Below are 15,556 nucleotides of genomic sequence, written 5' to 3'. Positions count from 1 at the left end.
TCAATGAAGTCGTACTTAGAAAGTACGACCAATTTCAAACTGGATTTCTTTAGTTTCATCACCCGGTTTATCATTTAACGGGAATGCATAGCTAAGTGACAATGGTCCAATCATAGTAATCCAGGTTACACCCACACCCACGCTATAACGTAAGTTACCTAAATCGAAGCCGTAGTTATCTTCACAATATTTTTTAACATCTGAAATTGACTGACCATTAATAATCATGCCCTTTTTGCCATAAACAGTGTTATCGATATTACACTTGGTATCGAAGACCTGACCACCTTCAGCAAAGAGTACAGGACGTACCTGACGAGTCCAATCACCTTTAAATGGCATAGGCAATGCCAACTCAGTACCAAATTGAACTAGAGCATTACCACCAACATTTTCAGGTGAAGGATCATTTTTTTGGTTTTCTTGTAAATTTACACTGGCATATTTAGGTCCCAAAGTACTGTTGTCATAGCCTCGAACAGAACCGTAACCACCCGCATAAAAGTTCTTATAGAATGGTAAATCGTTACCATAACCAAGCTTACCATAACCACGAAGTACAAAGCCTGAATTACCAATCGGTAAGAATGCTTGCGTATCATAAGTTAGTTTTTGATAGTCAACATCACTGCCTGGTAAACCAATTTCAAGACCTACTCGGTGAGACATACCTGAGGTTGGAAAAATCGGTCTATTTAACGTATTGTATGACCAACCTAAATTCAGGTTATAGGTAAAAAATTCACCTTCAAATGCGCTTCCAAAAGGTTCTGAAGTTTGACCTGTTGGACAGTTCCCACTAGCATCTAGATCTACTAAACAATAGGTACTTTTTGAAGTAGTTTTACCACCATTCGCTAACAAATAATCTCTTACATAAGTAGATACAAACTGTCCTGTCGTTACTTTAGTATTATCAATACCTACAGATGCACTTAAGCTTTGGTTTTCATCAATTGGATAACCAAAACTTAAACTACCACCAAAACTATCTGTTACATAGTTGTTAACGTTATAGTTATCATTTAACTTAGTTTTACGATAATAAACATTATAACCACGGCTTACTCCATCAATGGTAAAGTACGGGTCAGTAACACTTAAATTATAGTAGTCTTGAGTTTCTGAACGAGACAAATCAATTGCAACTCGGTTACCAGTACCCATAAAGTTAGTTTGACTAAGTCCTGCTTGGAACGTGATACCGCCATTTTGTGAGTAACCTACCGCCAATGTGGTGGTACCTGAATGTTGCTCTTCAACATTTACATTCAAATCGACCTGGTCTGGTGAATTTGGGATACGAGCTGGTTTAATATCAACTGTTTTAAAGAAGCCTGTACGCTCTAAACGAACTTTAGATAAGTCAATTTTTTCATTACTTGCTAAAGCACCTTCCATTTGGCGCATTTCACGACGTAATACTTCATCGGAAGTTTTACTATTACCAGTAAAGTTAATACGACGCACGGTCACTTGCTGACCTGGGTTTACATAGTAATTTAAGTCAACAACACCAGTTTCATTATTAATTTGCGGAACGATATTTACATCAGCAAAGTAATAACCAGCGTTACCATACTTACGTAAAAGTAATTGTTTAACCGCATTTACCTTTTCTTGTGAATAGGTATCGCCATCTTTATAAATTTTTAGGGCTTGTAATTCTTCAGGTTTATAAAGCGCATCACCTAAGAATTTAGTTTGACCAAATTTAAACTGGTTACCTTCCTCAACAGCAACTTCAATAAAGATATGTTTTTTATCTTCACTGATATTAAGCTGAGAATTATTAATATTGAAATTAATATAACCCTTGTTAAGGTACATTGCGCGTAATGCTTCAAGGCTTGCAGCCATTTTTTCACGCGCATAACGGTCATTACGTGTGACTACTGAAGCCCAACCACTTTCTTTAACAGCAAATACTTGTTTGATTTCACTGTCTTTAAAAACAGTATTACCAATCACATTGATATCAAAAACTTTTGCTGGCGTCCCTTCGTTAAAATTAAGTTTTAATTCAACGCGGTTATTTGGTCGTGCAACAGTATCAACAGTAACGCTAGCATCATAACGACCTTGTTGAGTATATTGCTGCTCTAATTCTGTTTGAATGGTTTGCAAAGCAGATTTCTTAAAAACCTCACCCTCTGCAACACCCATTTTTTTAAGGCCTTGTTCTAAGGCCTCTTTAGGAATAAGTTTATTACCCTTAAATTCAAGTTTTGAAATAATTGGGCGTTCAATAACATTAAAAACCAAAGTATCGTTATCTTTTGATGCTTTAATATCATCAAAAAGACCCGTGGCATACAATGTTCGAATTGCTTCGGCGATCATCGGTTCATTAACGCGATCGCCACTGTTGATTGGCAACATGGTATAAACATTTGCAGGAGTAAGACGGACTAACCCGTTTACACGAATATCTCTAACAACGAAATCATCAGCTGCATATGCTTGTTGTACCGCTGCCATAGCGCTAACAAGTGCCAAAGGCATTAAAAAATGTGTGTGCCGCATGCCAGTTTTTTCCAGTAAGTTATAAATCCATATACGTTTACAAACGCATAAAGTCATTAAATAAAGCTAAAAGCATCATACTACCGAGCAGTACCATACCAATTTTTAGACCAAACATTTGTATTTGTTCAGAAACAGGTTTCCCTCGAATAGCTTCAATAATGTAATACACTAGATGGCCACCATCTAACATTGGAATTGGTAATAAGTTTAAAATTCCAAGACTTACACTCATTAAAGCCATAAAGGAGATAAAAGTTTCCCATCCCATTTCTGCACTTTGTCCAGCTACTTTTGCAATGGTAATTGGCCCAGAAAGATTTTCTAATCCAATTAATCCTTTAACCATTTTCACTATCGAATTCAAAATCATGCTAGAGATTTGGCCAGTTTTATCAAGTGCCATTTCAAAAGCTTGTATTGGAGTATATTGAATTGTTTGCTTATATTCGTCAGGAATTGTAATTTTTCCAGCATCACTTTTTACACCAAGGACACCATTGACCTGTCCCATATTATCCCGCTTTCCTTGCGGCATAACCTGTAAATGTACCAACTGCTCATGACGTAAAACATCAATATTAAGTAGTTTTTCTGGAGAACGCTGAACGACTTCAACTACATCAAACCAATCTTTCATAGGTTGACCATCAATCGCAACAATACGATCACCTACTTTCATGCCTTGACGAATTGCTGCACCATCTTCTGTTAAGTCTGTTACAACAGCAGGAATGATAGGACGATAAGGCAAGAAACCTAATAATTCCAGTGCAGAATCATTCTGGTTTTTTAAAAAATCTTTAATGGGTAATACAAAATTTTTCTCGGTACCTGCACGATCAACATCGATATTTACAGTACCTGTTTCACCCACACGATCAATTAAAGCAAAATTTAGTTTTTCCCAAGTTGTAGTCTCTTTTCCATCAACTGCAATAATTTTATCGCCTACATGTAACTGGGCAGCAGCAGCTGGAGAATTTGGAATAATTTTGCCAATTTTAGTATTTAATTGCTGTTGTGCTGGTAAAAACAAAACCCAAAAAAGAAGCACAGCAAAAATTAAGTTAATTAATGGCCCTGCAGCAACAATAGCTATACGCTTCCATGGTTTTTGACGGTTAAAAGCATATGGTAGATCTTGTTCTGCGACATTACCTTCTCGCTCGTCTAACATTTTAACGTAGCCACCCAAAGGTAGAGCAGAAAGCTGATACTGAATACCTGACTTTTTAGATGTCCATTTAAGTAAGGTTGGGCCAAAACCAATTGAATAAATTAAAACTTTAACTCCAAGTTTTCGAGCGACCCAATAATGACCAAACTCATGAATGGCTATTAAAGGACCAAGTAAAAGAGCTGCTGCTGCAATCATAAAAAGCGCATTCATTTCAGCCTCCAATACTTGATATATATTTCTGAGCTATAGACCGAGCCACTTTATCTTTATCTAAAATGCACTCAATGCTCTCAGCTGCTGCATTCTCTAAATCTTGCAAAGTATGCTCTACCACTTGTGGAATATGTGTAAATCCAATCCTTTCCTTTAAGAATGCTTCAACAGCAATTTCATTTGCCGCATTCAAAATGGTAGGTGCCAAACCACCTGCACGCATTGCTTGTCTTGCCAAAATCAATGCAGGAAATTTTTGGGTATCTGGCGCCTGAAAATTAAGTTGAGAATACTCAAATAAATCTAAAGCAGGAACGCTTGTTTGTAAACGCTCAGGCCATGCTAATGCATGTGCAATCGGCGTACACATATCAGGATTACCCATTTGTGCTAATGTTGAACCATCAACATACTGCACCATAGAGTGAATAATACTTTGTGGATGAACAACAACTGTAACAAAATGTTCAGATATTGAAAATAAATGACACGCTTCTATCAACTCCAACCCTTTATTCATAAGAGTAGCTGAGTCAACTGAAATTTTTTGCCCCATTGACCAGTTTGGATGTTTACATGCCTGTTGGGGTGTTACATGTTCCAACTGTTCTAGAGAATGATTTAAAAAGGGACCACCAGATGCGGTTAGCAGTATTTTGGATACGCCTAATTGCGGTTGCCCAGTTCTATCGACTTGTAAATAGTTATGAGGTAATGACTGAAAAATAGCATTATGTTCTGAATCTACTGGCAATAATAATGCCTGATGATCAAGAGCAGCTTGCATCATGATTTCACCAGACATAACTAATGCTTCTTTATTTGCAAGCAATACTCGTTTACCTGCTTTAACAGCTGCCAAAGTAGGCAATAAACCAGCTGCACCTACAATTGCAGCCATCACAACATCAACATCTGCATGTGATGCAATATCAACCAAACCATCTTGTCCAACTAAAATATCAATACTCTGTATATTTTGTTGAACAAATGATGTTTTTAGTTCAGCTATTTTGTTTTCAGGAACAACAACAACTTTAGGGCGGAACTGTTTGCAGATTTCAACAAGTTCAGGAATTCGACTATGCGCCGAAACTGCAAAGACTGAATACTTATCTGGATGTTGACTTAAAATTTTTAAGGTACTTTGCCCAATAGAACCGGTTACACCCAATATGCAAACAGATTGTGTCATCTATAAATCTACACCAATAAGCTTTAATATATACATTCCCGTTGCAAAAATCGGGGCTGCTGCGAGTAAAGAATCAATACGGTCCAGTACACCACCATGACCTGGCAAAACACGGCCAGAATCTTTAATACCAGCACGGCGTTTAATCATTGATTCAAATAAATCACCTAATACTGAACCAAATACTGTGATTAAAGACAAGATCAGGAATAACAGTTGTTGAACCCAAGTTAGATTTAAATATTGATATTGCACTACAAGCATGACAATAACTGTAGTGAGAATACCACCATATAAACCTTCTACTGATTTGTTAGGACTTACTGTAGGTGCCAATTTTCTTTTACCGAATTTACGACCTACAAAGTAAGCTCCACTATCTGCACCCCATACAAGCAAGAACAAATACATCAACCACCATGGTGAGCTTTGCCATACTACAAATATCGCAGTCACTGCTGCACAGATAAGAATTAAACCAATGACATAAAGGGTCGCGTTATACCACCCATCAAATTCAGGAAAAGACTTGACCCAATAAACACTAACGAGCCAAGTTAAAATTGAAGCAGACCATAGCAGTAATGCAATGTCATGAAAGAATAAGGCAACGCCTGAAACAAAGGCAACTAGTAGACCATAACCCCATGCTTTAGGCTTTACTACGGCGCCAGCTTCATGAGGCATTAACTTATACCACTCATACCCCGCCACCGCTGCTGCTACAATCATAAGTACCAACATTGGATAATGTGATTGCGTAGCAAACATACAGCCTAAAACAACTGCAACAAGTACCAATGCGGTAACAATCCGCTCTAACATTATAAATTCTCGATTTTCTCTTGCTGAATTTGTTCAGATGTTTTACCGAAACGACGTTCACGCCCTGAAAATACATTCAATGCATGATCAAATTCCTCGACTGTAAATTCCGGCCACAAAGTATCCGTAAAATACAGTTCCGCATAAGCTGCTTGCCATAACAAGAAGTTAGATATACGGAAATCTCCACCTGTACGGATCAACAAGTCCACAGCTGGCAGATCGTTTAGACTGACATATTTTTCGAACAAATCAACATTTATTTGATCAGCGTCAATTTCACCACGTGAAACTGCTTGAGCAACTTGTTTAGCTGCATTTGCAATATCCCACATACCACCATAGCTAATCGCAATGGTTAATGTCATGGCGTCATGATGTACTGTTTGTTGCTCTGCATCTTCCATTAAGGCAACTAAATGTGAAGGTAATCTAGAACGATCCCCTATAAAACGCAAAGCAATATTGAATTTCTTCATGCGAGGTATTTGCTCATGAATGGTTTCTTCAAGAAGTTTCATAAGCAGATCGACTTCATATTGTGGTCGATTCCAATTTTCACTCGAAAATGCAAAAACAGTTAAAGCACGGACGCTAGTTTTTATACAATGTTCAACAATAGGGTCAAGAATATTTTTACCCTCTCGATGCCCATCACCTTTTTGCATTTGGTTTTTCTTTGCAAAGCGGTTGTTGCCATCCATGATGATGGCAACATGCTTAGGAAGATGATACTCTTCTGATTCGGTCATAAAATTAGACCTTCATCAATTCTGCTTCTTTCGCTGCAAGACGTTTATCTACTTCCGCAACATATTTATCAGTGATTTTCTGGATATCATCACCTGCACGACGCTCATCATCTTCAGAGATTTCTTTCTCTTTCAATAATGCTTTGATATCACCTAAAACATCACGACGAATATTACGAATAGCAACTTTTGCATTTTCAGCTTCGCTGCGTGCAACTTTCTGCATATCACGACGTGTTTCTTCAGTTAAAGCTGGTAAAGGCACACGAATTGAATCAGCAGTAATTGGGTTTAAACCTAAATCACTTTCACGAATTGCTTTATCAATTGCAGATACCATTGTACGTTCAAATGGTTGAACGATAAGCGTACGGGAATCTTCAACACCAACGTTCGCTACTTGGTTTAAAGGCACATCAGAACCATAGTAAGGAACCATTACCCCATTTAAAATTGATGGGTGTGCACGGCCGGTACGAACTTTAGCAAACCCTTGTTCCAAAGACTCAAGAGTTTTCATCATACGCTGTTCGCTGTCTTTTTTCAGATCGTTAATCATATGATCTTCCTTACTTATTTATTCAAGGATGTATATAACAAATTTAATTTAGCGCTAGTATAAAGAGCTTTGCAGCACACGTACATTACTTAGTAACGCGTGTACCCTCTTTTTCACCCATTACAACTGATAAAAGCGCACCAGATTTATTCATATCAAATACTTGCAATGGCACATTATGGTCACGGCATAAACAAATTGCTGTTAAATCCATAACACCTAGCTTTTCATCTAACACCTGATCAAATGTTAAATGATCGTATTTCACCGCATCTTCATATTTGCTTGGATCTTTATTATAAACACCGTCTACTTTGGTTGCTTTCAAAATTAAATTTGCTTCAATTTCAATACCACGTAAACATGCTGCTGTATCAGTTGTAAAGAATGGATTTCCTGTTCCCGCAACGAAAACACATACTTCGCCTTGGCTTAAGTGGCGAATTGCATCACGACTTGAATATGACTCTACAACAGTACCAATTGGTAGTGCAGACATAAGACGAGTTCTGATGTTACGGCGCACCAATGCATCACGCATTGCCAAACCATTCATGACAGTTGCAAGCATCCCCATTTGGTCACCTGTTACACGGCCAACCAAACCATCTTTTTGTAACTGGCTACCACGATATAAGTTACCGCCACCTACAACGATACCTACTTGCACACCCAAGCCCACCAAATGTGCAATAGAAAGTGACATTTGATCTAAAACTTGAGCATCAATACCCATATCTTTATTACCTGATAAAGCTTCACCAGATAATTTTAATAAAATTCGTGAATAACGGGGGCTGATTGTTTCCGCCATGATTTTGCTCCAAGACCTCTTAAACTGAATGCTTTTTGAATCGTGATTCGATTAGACCGATTTAATTTTAATTAACTTTGCAAATAAGTCGTATTCATCCGCATCGGTAATTTCGACTTCCAACATATCGCCTGGTTGAATCGTGCTCTTATCGATATCTTCTACAAAGACATTACCGTCAATTTCCGGAGCATCGGCATAAGAACGTGCAACAGCAACAGGATATTCATCTTCCAAACTATCGACTAATACAGTCATCGTTTGACCAATACGTTTTTGTAATTTGGCAGCAGATATTTGCTGCTGCACTTGCATAAAGCGCTCGTAACGCTCTTGCTTAATTTCTTCTGGCACATGATCTGGTAAATCATTTGCCGTAGCGCCTTCTACTGGTGAATAGGTAAAGCAGCCTACACGATCAAGTTGAGCTTCAACTAACCAATCTAGCAAAATCTGGAAGTCTTCTTCAGTTTCACCTGGAAAACCAACCACAAAAGTAGAACGGATTACAAGATCCGGGCATTTTTCACGCCATAATTTAATTTTTTCTAAAGTATTTTCACTATGTGCCGGACGTTTCATTAATTTAAGAACACGCGGGCTTGCATGTTGGAATGGAATATCGAGATATGGCAAGATTTTACCTTGAGCCATCAAATCTATTACTGCATCAACATGTGGGTATGGATATACATAATGTAGACGGACCCAAATACCAAGCTGACCAAGTGCTTCACACATATCAAAGAATTTGGTTTTTACAGGTTGGCCATTCCAAAAGTCCAGCTTATATTTAGTATCTACACCATAAGCTGAAGTATCTTGTGAAATAACCAAAATTTCTTTCACACCTGCGCGTTTTAATGCAGCCGCTTCTTCTAATACGCTACCAACTGGACGTGATACTAAATCACCACGCATGCTTGGGATAATACAGAAGGTACAACGGTGGTTACAGCCTTCAGATATTTTTAAATAAGCATAATGTTTAGGTGTTAAACGGATACCTTGCTCAGGAACAAGATCAATAAATGGATTATGTTTAGGCGGTGCTGGCACATATTCATGTACAGCTTCCATAACGTCCTGATAAGCTGCTGCCCCAGTAACTTTTAAAACATTAGGGTGCATTTGACGAATTTTATCTTCGTCTTTACCCAAACAACCTGTAACAATAACTCGGCCATTTTCACTCATGGCTTCGCCAATTGCATCTAACGATTCTTGTACTGCAGATTCAATAAAACCACAGGTATTAACAACAACTAAATCAGCACCATCATAATCTGATGCAACTTGATAACCTTCAGTCTTTAACTGAGTTAAAATTCGTTCAGAATCTACCAATGCCTTAGGACAACCTAAAGAAACAAAACCGACTTTGGGGGTCTTCATGAATCTGCGCTCCACTTGAATGCGCGTATTGTATGTCTTTTCTCGTCTCACGCATAGGTGGAAACCCCACTCTTTGTGTAATGCACCAAAATACAACCAATATTTGCACCAAAACCCAATATTGCACCAAGTTGGAACATGTTATTATTAGCAAGCAGGCTGCTATTTTTGACCAAAAGATATTAAGAACGATTTTAGCGCACTTTAATTACGCTTGAAACCTCAAAATAATCCATAAACAAAGTTGGCGTACATTTTGCATTATTCATGTTCTATAACGGTGAATACCGATACCCAATGAAGATGCCATTGCGCCATTTTAAGACAGGAACGATTCGCTAATGGATCAACACACACCTATCGACTATCGCCTTTTGGTAGACAATTTAACTACTGCGATTTTATTAATCGATAGTAACTTTAATATTTTTTATTTGAATTCAGCTTGTGAAGCACTTTTTGACATCAGTTTGCTTCGCGCTTCTGGACAACCGGTTTTAAATTTACTTCATGCACCTGATGATACTTTTAATACGCATGAAGCTTTACTCAATACTCTAAAAACAGGACAACCTTATACACGTCGTGAAGCTGTCATTAATGTCAACTTTAAAGACTTACATGTTGATTATACGGTTTCACAGTTAAATGCAGGTAAAAGCTACCACCCGCTCTTACTTATTGAGCTAAATCCAATTGATCGCATGTTGAAAATTTCTAAAGAAGAAAACCTGATTCAACAGCATCAAGTGGCTCGACAGTTAGTTCGAGGAGTTGCTCATGAAATTAAAAACCCTCTCGCTGGGATACGCGGTGCAACCCAACTACTTGCTCGGAGCTTAAACGACGAGAGTTATGCGGAATTTACAGATGTCATTATTAACGAGGTGGATCGTCTTACCAATTTAGCTGATACCATGTTGGGTTCAAGACAACTACCAAGTTACGAGAACGTAAATGTACATGAACCTTTAGAACGTGTACGTTCTTTAATCGCAAATCAAACCAAGAAAAAAATTAAAATTACGCGTGACTATGATTTGTCTCTACCAGATGTAAAAGCCGATCGAGATCAGCTCATTCAAGTCATGCTCAATATTAGTGTGAACGCAATCCAAGCGATTACAGAGAATAAATCATTTTTTACAGATCAAGAGCCTGAATTAATTTTACGTACCCGAATCCAACGTCTAGTCACCATTAATGGAGTACTCAACCGCTCTGCCGTAAGAGTCGATATTGAAGACAATGGACCGGGTATTCCCGAAAGCATTTTAGAATCTGTGTTTTATCCTTTGGTTACAGGACGAGCAAAAGGTACAGGGCTTGGCCTAAGTATTGCACAGAACATCATGCATCAACATAACGGAATGATTGAATGCCAATCAGTTCCTGGAAAAACAATGTTTAGCTTATATTTACCTTGGGAGTCAGACCGTGTCGCGAAATAAAATATGGGTTATTGATGACGATCGCGCCATGCGATGGGTACTTGAAAAGACCTTTAAAGAAGAAGGATTTGACGTCACCAATTTTGAAGAAGCTCAAACAGCACTCGAACGTTTACATCATGATGCGCCTGATGTCATCTTAACTGACATCCGTATGCCAGGCATTGATGGATTAACTTTCTTATCTAAAGTCAAAAACTCTCATCCTGATTTGCCTGTGATTATTATGACAGCGCATTCGGACTTAGAGTCTGCCGTATCTAGCTATCAAACTGGTGCATTTGAGTATTTACCAAAACCGTTTGATATTGATGAAGCTTTAGCTTTAGTCAATCGTGCGATTTTGCATATCAATAAATTGCAGCAGCAAGAAGCTACTAAGACTGCTTCTCCACTACAATCGACAGAAATTATTGGCGAATCTCCTGCTATGCAAGAGGTTTTCCGAGCAATTGGCCGCTTATCGCAATCGCACATTACCGTTTTAATTAATGGTGAGTCAGGCACAGGTAAAGAACTAGTTGCACATGCGTTACATAAGCACTCACCGCGCCGTGCCAAGCCATTTATTGCTTTGAATATGGCAGCAATTCCTAAAGATTTAATCGAAACGGAATTATTTGGTCATGAAAAAGGTGCTTTTACGGGCGCAAACACTCAACATCAAGGTCGTTTTGAACAAGCTAATGGTGGAACGCTCTTCCTTGATGAAATTGGCGACATGCCATTTGAAACACAAACTCGATTGTTACGTGTACTTGCCGATGGTGAGTTTTACCGAGTTGGTGGGCATATCCCTGTTAAAGTTGATGTCCGAATTGTAGCTGCGACACACCAAGATTTAGAAAAATTGGTGAATGAAGGGCGCTTCCGTGAAGACTTATATCATCGCTTAAATGTAATTCGCATTCATATTCCTAAACTAGCACATCGTAGTGAAGATATACCGATGCTAGCTCAACACTTCTTGGCTCGAGCTGGTAAAGAGTTAGGCGTAAGTCCAAAGATTTTACGCACCGAAACGACTGACTATATGCAGCAACTACCATGGCCTGGTAATGTTCGTCAGCTTGAAAATACATGTCGTTGGCTAACCGTCATGATCACTGGTCGTGAGGTTTATCCTGAAGATTTACCTTCTGAACTCAAACAAGTTCCACTCCAAAAAAATAGTGAAACTAGCCAACCTGCACCTTCATTTGAGCGTATTTCGCTACATCATTGGGATGAATTGCTAAACCAATGGGCAATTCAAAAGCTTAAGAATGGTGAAATGAAGATTTTGGATATTGCTACGCCCATGTTTGAGCGCACTTTAATTAATGCAGCACTACAGCAAACTCGCGGACGCAAACGTCATGCAGCCGAGCTATTAGGTTGGGGACGTAACACCCTAACCCGAAAGCTAAAAGAGCTAGGAATGGATTCTGCTGATGACGATGATGAGGACGAACACAAAGCGACTTTATCAGAAGCCTAACAGCGAAGTAAGAATCAAAAAGCGGCTAAAATAAATTAGCCGCTTTTTCTTTATCTCAATTTATATCGAAAAGATATGGTTAAACTAAAATGTGAACATACAGTTACATCATTAGAAATCTCAAAAATCAAACTTAACCACCTATATTTTAATATATTTTTTCATTTCCACATTTGCTTTACTGTTTACCCGATAACCTAAAAATATAGCGATGACCATCGTTAAAGATAGTTTTGCTATACTAGATAAGCAGTCTTAATCGCCGTTATTAAATTTTATGCATGATCCAGTCCTCGAATCACATCATCCTATATGTGATAAACCTCAAACACGCCGTGGTATCGAACGTCGTTTAGCACTATTGTTAAGCGCAACCGAGCTGTTTTTGGAAAAAGGATATGATGCTGTTTCTTTAGATGACATCGTCAACCATGCAGGGGGTTCCAAGGCCTCTATTTATAAATATTTTGGTAATAAAGAAGGACTTTTTACCGCTATTTGTGACTATAAACGTGAAATGTTCTTTAAAGATGTTTGTATTCCATTTCAGCCAGAGAAAAGCACTTTAAGAGAGTACCTAGTTCAAACACTTAATCGTGTTTATGTTCACATTATTCAACCTGAACATATTGCGTTTTTAAGACTTATTATCGAACAGACCGAATGTAATACGGTCCTCATACAATACCTATATGATAAATGGGTACATAATCTACAAAACACACTTACTCAAGCATTAGAATTTGCGGATAAATCAGGAGAAATTACATGTCCTTCTCCCTATCATTCTTCACTCATGTATTTTGGGATTTTACGCGATATTGAATGGCGTATGATTATGGGCATGCCGGCCCTACCAGATGAGAAAGAAGCTTTTGATTATATTGAATATTGTGTAGATATTTTTTTAAAAGGCCACCATAAAGTCTAATTCTTTTGCATTTTGAAATGCTTATAGTATAGTAGACTTCTTTTTTCCCACATCCACCCAGCCAACAACAGATAATTGTTGTATTTAAAAGACAATTATTATGGAGTAGCTACATGGCTTTAAGACATTTCCTGACTTTACGTGATCTATCTACATTAGAACTCAACCGCGTTTTACAACGCGCAAGCGAACTAAAAAAAATGCAACAGAGCAATAAGGTATATCAACCTTTTGTTGGTAAAGTATTGGGAATGATTTTTGAAAAATCGAGCACACGTACTCGTATTTCTTTTGAAGCCGGTATTAATCAATTTGGTGGTAGTGCTATCTTTTTATCGCCTCGTGATACACAGCTAGGCCGTGGTGAACCAATTGAAGACTCAGCACGCGTTATTTCAAGCATGCTTGATATTGTGATGATTCGTACTTTTGGTCATGACATTGTTGAACGTTTTGCATCTTATTCAAAAGTTCCTGTCATTAACGGTCTGACCGATGATCACCACCCTTGTCAATTACTTGCAGATTTGCAAACTTATATTGAACATCGTGGCAGCATTGAAGGTAAAACCGTAGCCTGGATTGGTGATGGCAATAATATGTGTAATTCATATATTGAAGCTGCACATTTAATGGGTTTTAAATTAAAAATTGCTTCGCCAAAGGGTTTTGAACCTAAACCTGAGTTTTTAGCAGAGTTTGGACATTGTGTTGAGCTTTTTGACAATGCTGAAGATGCGGCTGTAAATGCTGACCTTATCGTTACAGACGTATGGGCAAGCATGGGGCAAGAAGAAGAACAAAAATTACGTAAGAATGCATTTGCAGCTTTTCAAGTCAATGAAAAACTGATGAGTCTTGCGCATCCTGATTGTTTGTTTATGCATTGTTTGCCAGCACATCGCGGTGAAGAAATTTCAGAAACCATGCTTGATCATAAAAACTCAGTTGTATGGGATGAAGCTGAAAACCGTCTACATGCACAAAAAGCTTTAATGGAATTTTTATTGAATGAAAATTTGAAAAAAGCTTAATCTCGATAAAAAAACAGCATCTTTAAGGTGCTGTTTTTTTATTTCTATAAAACTCTTATTTTTCTTGTTTATTTTTTAAAATTTTTCACGATGTTGCTGAATATATAAACAGTCTATATTTCAACTACACTCTAGAATCGTGTATAACATTCTACACAATAAGCCAAGCCTACTCTTGTAGAGTGCGATTATGACAACCCTTGAAGAATCACTATCTCAGATCCCTGCATTTTCAATTATTCATGAACATTTATTTAGTTCAGCACAACCTTCCGTTGAACAGCTCAAACTGATTAAAGAGTATGGCTGTAGTACCGTTATCAATTTAGCTTTGACAAACTCACCGAATTGTATTGAAAATGAAGATCAGGTTTGTCTTGAGCATGGTTTAAATTACATTCATATTCCAATTGACTGGGAAACACCGTCTTCTGACCAATGCTTATTGGTTTTAGATTTAATTGATCATTTGGTTCAAAATGAAATTGTTTGGGTACATTGTGCCAAAAATAAACGCGTAAGTTGTCTCATGTACGTATACAGACAATTTTATATGAATATGGACATGCCAACTTCTCAAGATTTACTGCACGAGATATGGGAACCCAATGAAACTTGGACTGGACTGATCCATAGTATTACCTTACAGCTACAAGGCCGTAAGGCTACCTTAGAACTTCAACAGTCTTTGCAACAAACTGATGATTTAGTTTAATTAGAGATTAATACCGTCGCTGTTGCTAAAATTCCTTCTTGGCGGCCTGTAAATCCGAGCTTTTCGGTAGTGGTCGCTTTGATACTAATTTGATTTAAATCTACATTCAAAACATCCGCAATGCTTTGTCGCATCTCTAAATTATGTTTCGCTAGTTTAGGACGTTCACAAGCTACTGTAATATCGGCATTATTCAAACGATAACCACGATCTAAGATTAACTGATAAACGTGTTTTAACAGTACACGGCTATCCGCTCCTTTAAACTCTGGATCGGTATCTGGAAAATGCTGACCAATATCGCCAAGCGCCAGTGCACCGAGTAAAGCATCACATAGCGCATGTAACACGACATCGCCATCAGAATGTGCTTTCAAGCCATGCGTATGTGGAATCTGAACGCCAGCTAAAGTTACGAAGTTACCCTCTTCAAAAGCATGCACATCCATTCCTTGTCCAATACGAATTTGAGCAACCATATCA

Annotated in this window: 14 protein-coding genes; 5 read left to right on the top strand and 9 right to left on the bottom strand. The window is 38.0% G+C overall.

Annotation, left to right across the window (positions count from 1 at the left end; translation table 11 throughout):
• Window positions 1-15 precede the first annotated feature (15 nt).
• From bamA to rimO, 8 genes are all read right to left on the bottom strand, one after another.
• A complete protein-coding gene (gene bamA, locus AC1PJ9_RS12885; RefSeq protein WP_409070593.1) occupies window positions 16-2,481 on the bottom strand; it encodes an outer membrane protein assembly factor BamA in 2,466 nt (821 codons plus the stop codon).
• Between the two features lie 82 nt (window positions 2,482-2,563).
• Window positions 2,564-3,919: an RIP metalloprotease RseP gene (rseP, locus tag AC1PJ9_RS12880; protein WP_311087455.1), complete on the bottom strand. Its 1,356-nt coding sequence runs from the start codon at window positions 3,917-3,919 to the stop codon at window positions 2,564-2,566.
• A 1-nt stretch (window position 3,920) separates the two neighbouring features.
• A complete protein-coding gene (gene ispC, locus AC1PJ9_RS12875) occupies window positions 3,921-5,117 on the bottom strand; it encodes a 1-deoxy-D-xylulose-5-phosphate reductoisomerase (RefSeq protein ID WP_311087454.1) in 1,197 nt (398 codons plus the stop codon).
• On the bottom strand, window positions 5,118-5,942 hold the full coding sequence (locus tag AC1PJ9_RS12870; RefSeq protein WP_304400411.1) for a phosphatidate cytidylyltransferase: 825 nt from the start codon (window positions 5,940-5,942) through the stop codon (window positions 5,118-5,120).
• On the bottom strand, window positions 5,942-6,694 hold the full coding sequence (gene uppS / locus AC1PJ9_RS12865; protein WP_304400410.1) for a polyprenyl diphosphate synthase: 753 nt from the start codon (window positions 6,692-6,694) through the stop codon (window positions 5,942-5,944). The genes AC1PJ9_RS12870 and uppS overlap by 1 nt, the downstream gene beginning before the upstream one ends.
• A gap of 4 nt (window positions 6,695-6,698) precedes the next feature.
• A complete protein-coding gene (gene frr / locus AC1PJ9_RS12860) occupies window positions 6,699-7,253 on the bottom strand; it encodes a ribosome recycling factor (RefSeq protein WP_002049637.1) in 555 nt (184 codons plus the stop codon).
• An 85-nt stretch (window positions 7,254-7,338) separates the two neighbouring features.
• Window positions 7,339-8,067 carry a UMP kinase gene (gene pyrH / locus AC1PJ9_RS12855; RefSeq protein ID WP_000852257.1) on the bottom strand — a complete coding sequence of 243 codons (729 nt, stop codon included), beginning with the start codon at window positions 8,065-8,067 and terminating at the stop codon, window positions 7,339-7,341.
• A gap of 51 nt (window positions 8,068-8,118) precedes the next feature.
• Entirely contained in the window at window positions 8,119-9,462 is a 1,344-nt protein-coding gene (rimO, locus tag AC1PJ9_RS12850) for a 30S ribosomal protein S12 methylthiotransferase RimO (protein WP_000856678.1), read from the bottom strand.
• 341 nt (window positions 9,463-9,803) lie between these two features.
• On the opposite strand from rimO, the gene glnL reads away from it, so the two are divergent.
• From glnL to AC1PJ9_RS12825, 5 genes are all read left to right on the top strand, one after another.
• Window positions 9,804-10,913, top strand: coding sequence for a nitrogen regulation protein NR(II) (gene glnL, locus AC1PJ9_RS12845; protein WP_304400409.1), 1,110 nt, complete (start codon window positions 9,804-9,806; stop codon window positions 10,911-10,913).
• Entirely contained in the window at window positions 10,900-12,393 is a 1,494-nt protein-coding gene (gene glnG / locus AC1PJ9_RS12840; RefSeq protein WP_311070706.1) for a nitrogen regulation protein NR(I), read from the top strand. The genes glnL and glnG overlap by 14 nt, the downstream gene beginning before the upstream one ends.
• A gap of 277 nt (window positions 12,394-12,670) precedes the next feature.
• Window positions 12,671-13,324, top strand: a complete 654-nt coding sequence (locus tag AC1PJ9_RS12835) for a TetR/AcrR family transcriptional regulator (protein ID WP_263613901.1) — start codon at window positions 12,671-12,673, stop codon at window positions 13,322-13,324.
• A gap of 113 nt (window positions 13,325-13,437) precedes the next feature.
• Window positions 13,438-14,358 carry an ornithine carbamoyltransferase gene (argF, locus tag AC1PJ9_RS12830; RefSeq protein ID WP_002049620.1) on the top strand — a complete coding sequence of 307 codons (921 nt, stop codon included), beginning with the start codon at window positions 13,438-13,440 and terminating at the stop codon, window positions 14,356-14,358.
• 190 nt (window positions 14,359-14,548) lie between these two features.
• Window positions 14,549-15,073: a protein tyrosine phosphatase family protein gene (locus AC1PJ9_RS12825; RefSeq protein WP_174735373.1), complete on the top strand. Its 525-nt coding sequence runs from the start codon at window positions 14,549-14,551 to the stop codon at window positions 15,071-15,073.
• On the opposite strand, the gene ispF is transcribed toward AC1PJ9_RS12825, so the two are convergent.
• Window positions 15,070-15,552, bottom strand: a complete 483-nt coding sequence (gene ispF, locus AC1PJ9_RS12820; protein WP_004701182.1) for a 2-C-methyl-D-erythritol 2,4-cyclodiphosphate synthase — start codon at window positions 15,550-15,552, stop codon at window positions 15,070-15,072. The two genes, AC1PJ9_RS12825 and ispF, sit on opposite strands and share 4 nt — an antisense overlap.
• Window positions 15,553-15,556 lie beyond the last annotated feature (4 nt).

The organism is Acinetobacter sp. 70_2 (assembly GCF_056736115.1).
The sequence above is the reverse complement of the archived record's forward strand: the minus strand, read 5'-3'. Positions and strand labels throughout refer to the sequence as shown.

What these genes read in the sequence shown, in the direction of transcription:
- ispC (WP_311087454.1), bottom strand. Translation starts at nt 5,117, where the DNA reads ATGACACAATCTGTTTGCATATTGGGTGTAACCGGTTCTATTGGGCAA.
- AC1PJ9_RS12835 (WP_263613901.1), top strand. Translation starts at nt 12,671, where the DNA reads ATGCATGATCCAGTCCTCGAATCACATCATCCTATATGTGATAAACCT.
- rseP (WP_311087455.1), bottom strand. Translation starts at nt 3,919, where the DNA reads ATGAATGCGCTTTTTATGATTGCAGCAGCAGCTCTTTTACTTGGTCCT.
- frr (WP_002049637.1), bottom strand. Translation starts at nt 7,253, where the DNA reads ATGATTAACGATCTGAAAAAAGACAGCGAACAGCGTATGATGAAAACT.
- AC1PJ9_RS12870 (WP_304400411.1), bottom strand. Translation starts at nt 5,942, where the DNA reads ATGTTAGAGCGGATTGTTACCGCATTGGTACTTGTTGCAGTTGTTTTA.
- bamA (WP_409070593.1), bottom strand. Translation starts at nt 2,481, where the DNA reads ATGGCAGCGGTACAACAAGCATATGCAGCTGATGATTTCGTTGTTAGA.
- argF (WP_002049620.1), top strand. Translation starts at nt 13,438, where the DNA reads ATGGCTTTAAGACATTTCCTGACTTTACGTGATCTATCTACATTAGAA.
- rimO (WP_000856678.1), bottom strand. Translation starts at nt 9,462, where the DNA reads ATGAAGACCCCCAAAGTCGGTTTTGTTTCTTTAGGTTGTCCTAAGGCA.
- AC1PJ9_RS12825 (WP_174735373.1), top strand. Translation starts at nt 14,549, where the DNA reads ATGACAACCCTTGAAGAATCACTATCTCAGATCCCTGCATTTTCAATT.
- pyrH (WP_000852257.1), bottom strand. Translation starts at nt 8,067, where the DNA reads ATGGCGGAAACAATCAGCCCCCGTTATTCACGAATTTTATTAAAATTA.
- uppS (WP_304400410.1), bottom strand. Translation starts at nt 6,694, where the DNA reads ATGACCGAATCAGAAGAGTATCATCTTCCTAAGCATGTTGCCATCATC.
- ispF (WP_004701182.1), bottom strand. Translation starts at nt 15,552, where the DNA reads ATGGTTGCTCAAATTCGTATTGGACAAGGAATGGATGTGCATGCTTTT.
- glnL (WP_304400409.1), top strand. Translation starts at nt 9,804, where the DNA reads ATGGATCAACACACACCTATCGACTATCGCCTTTTGGTAGACAATTTA.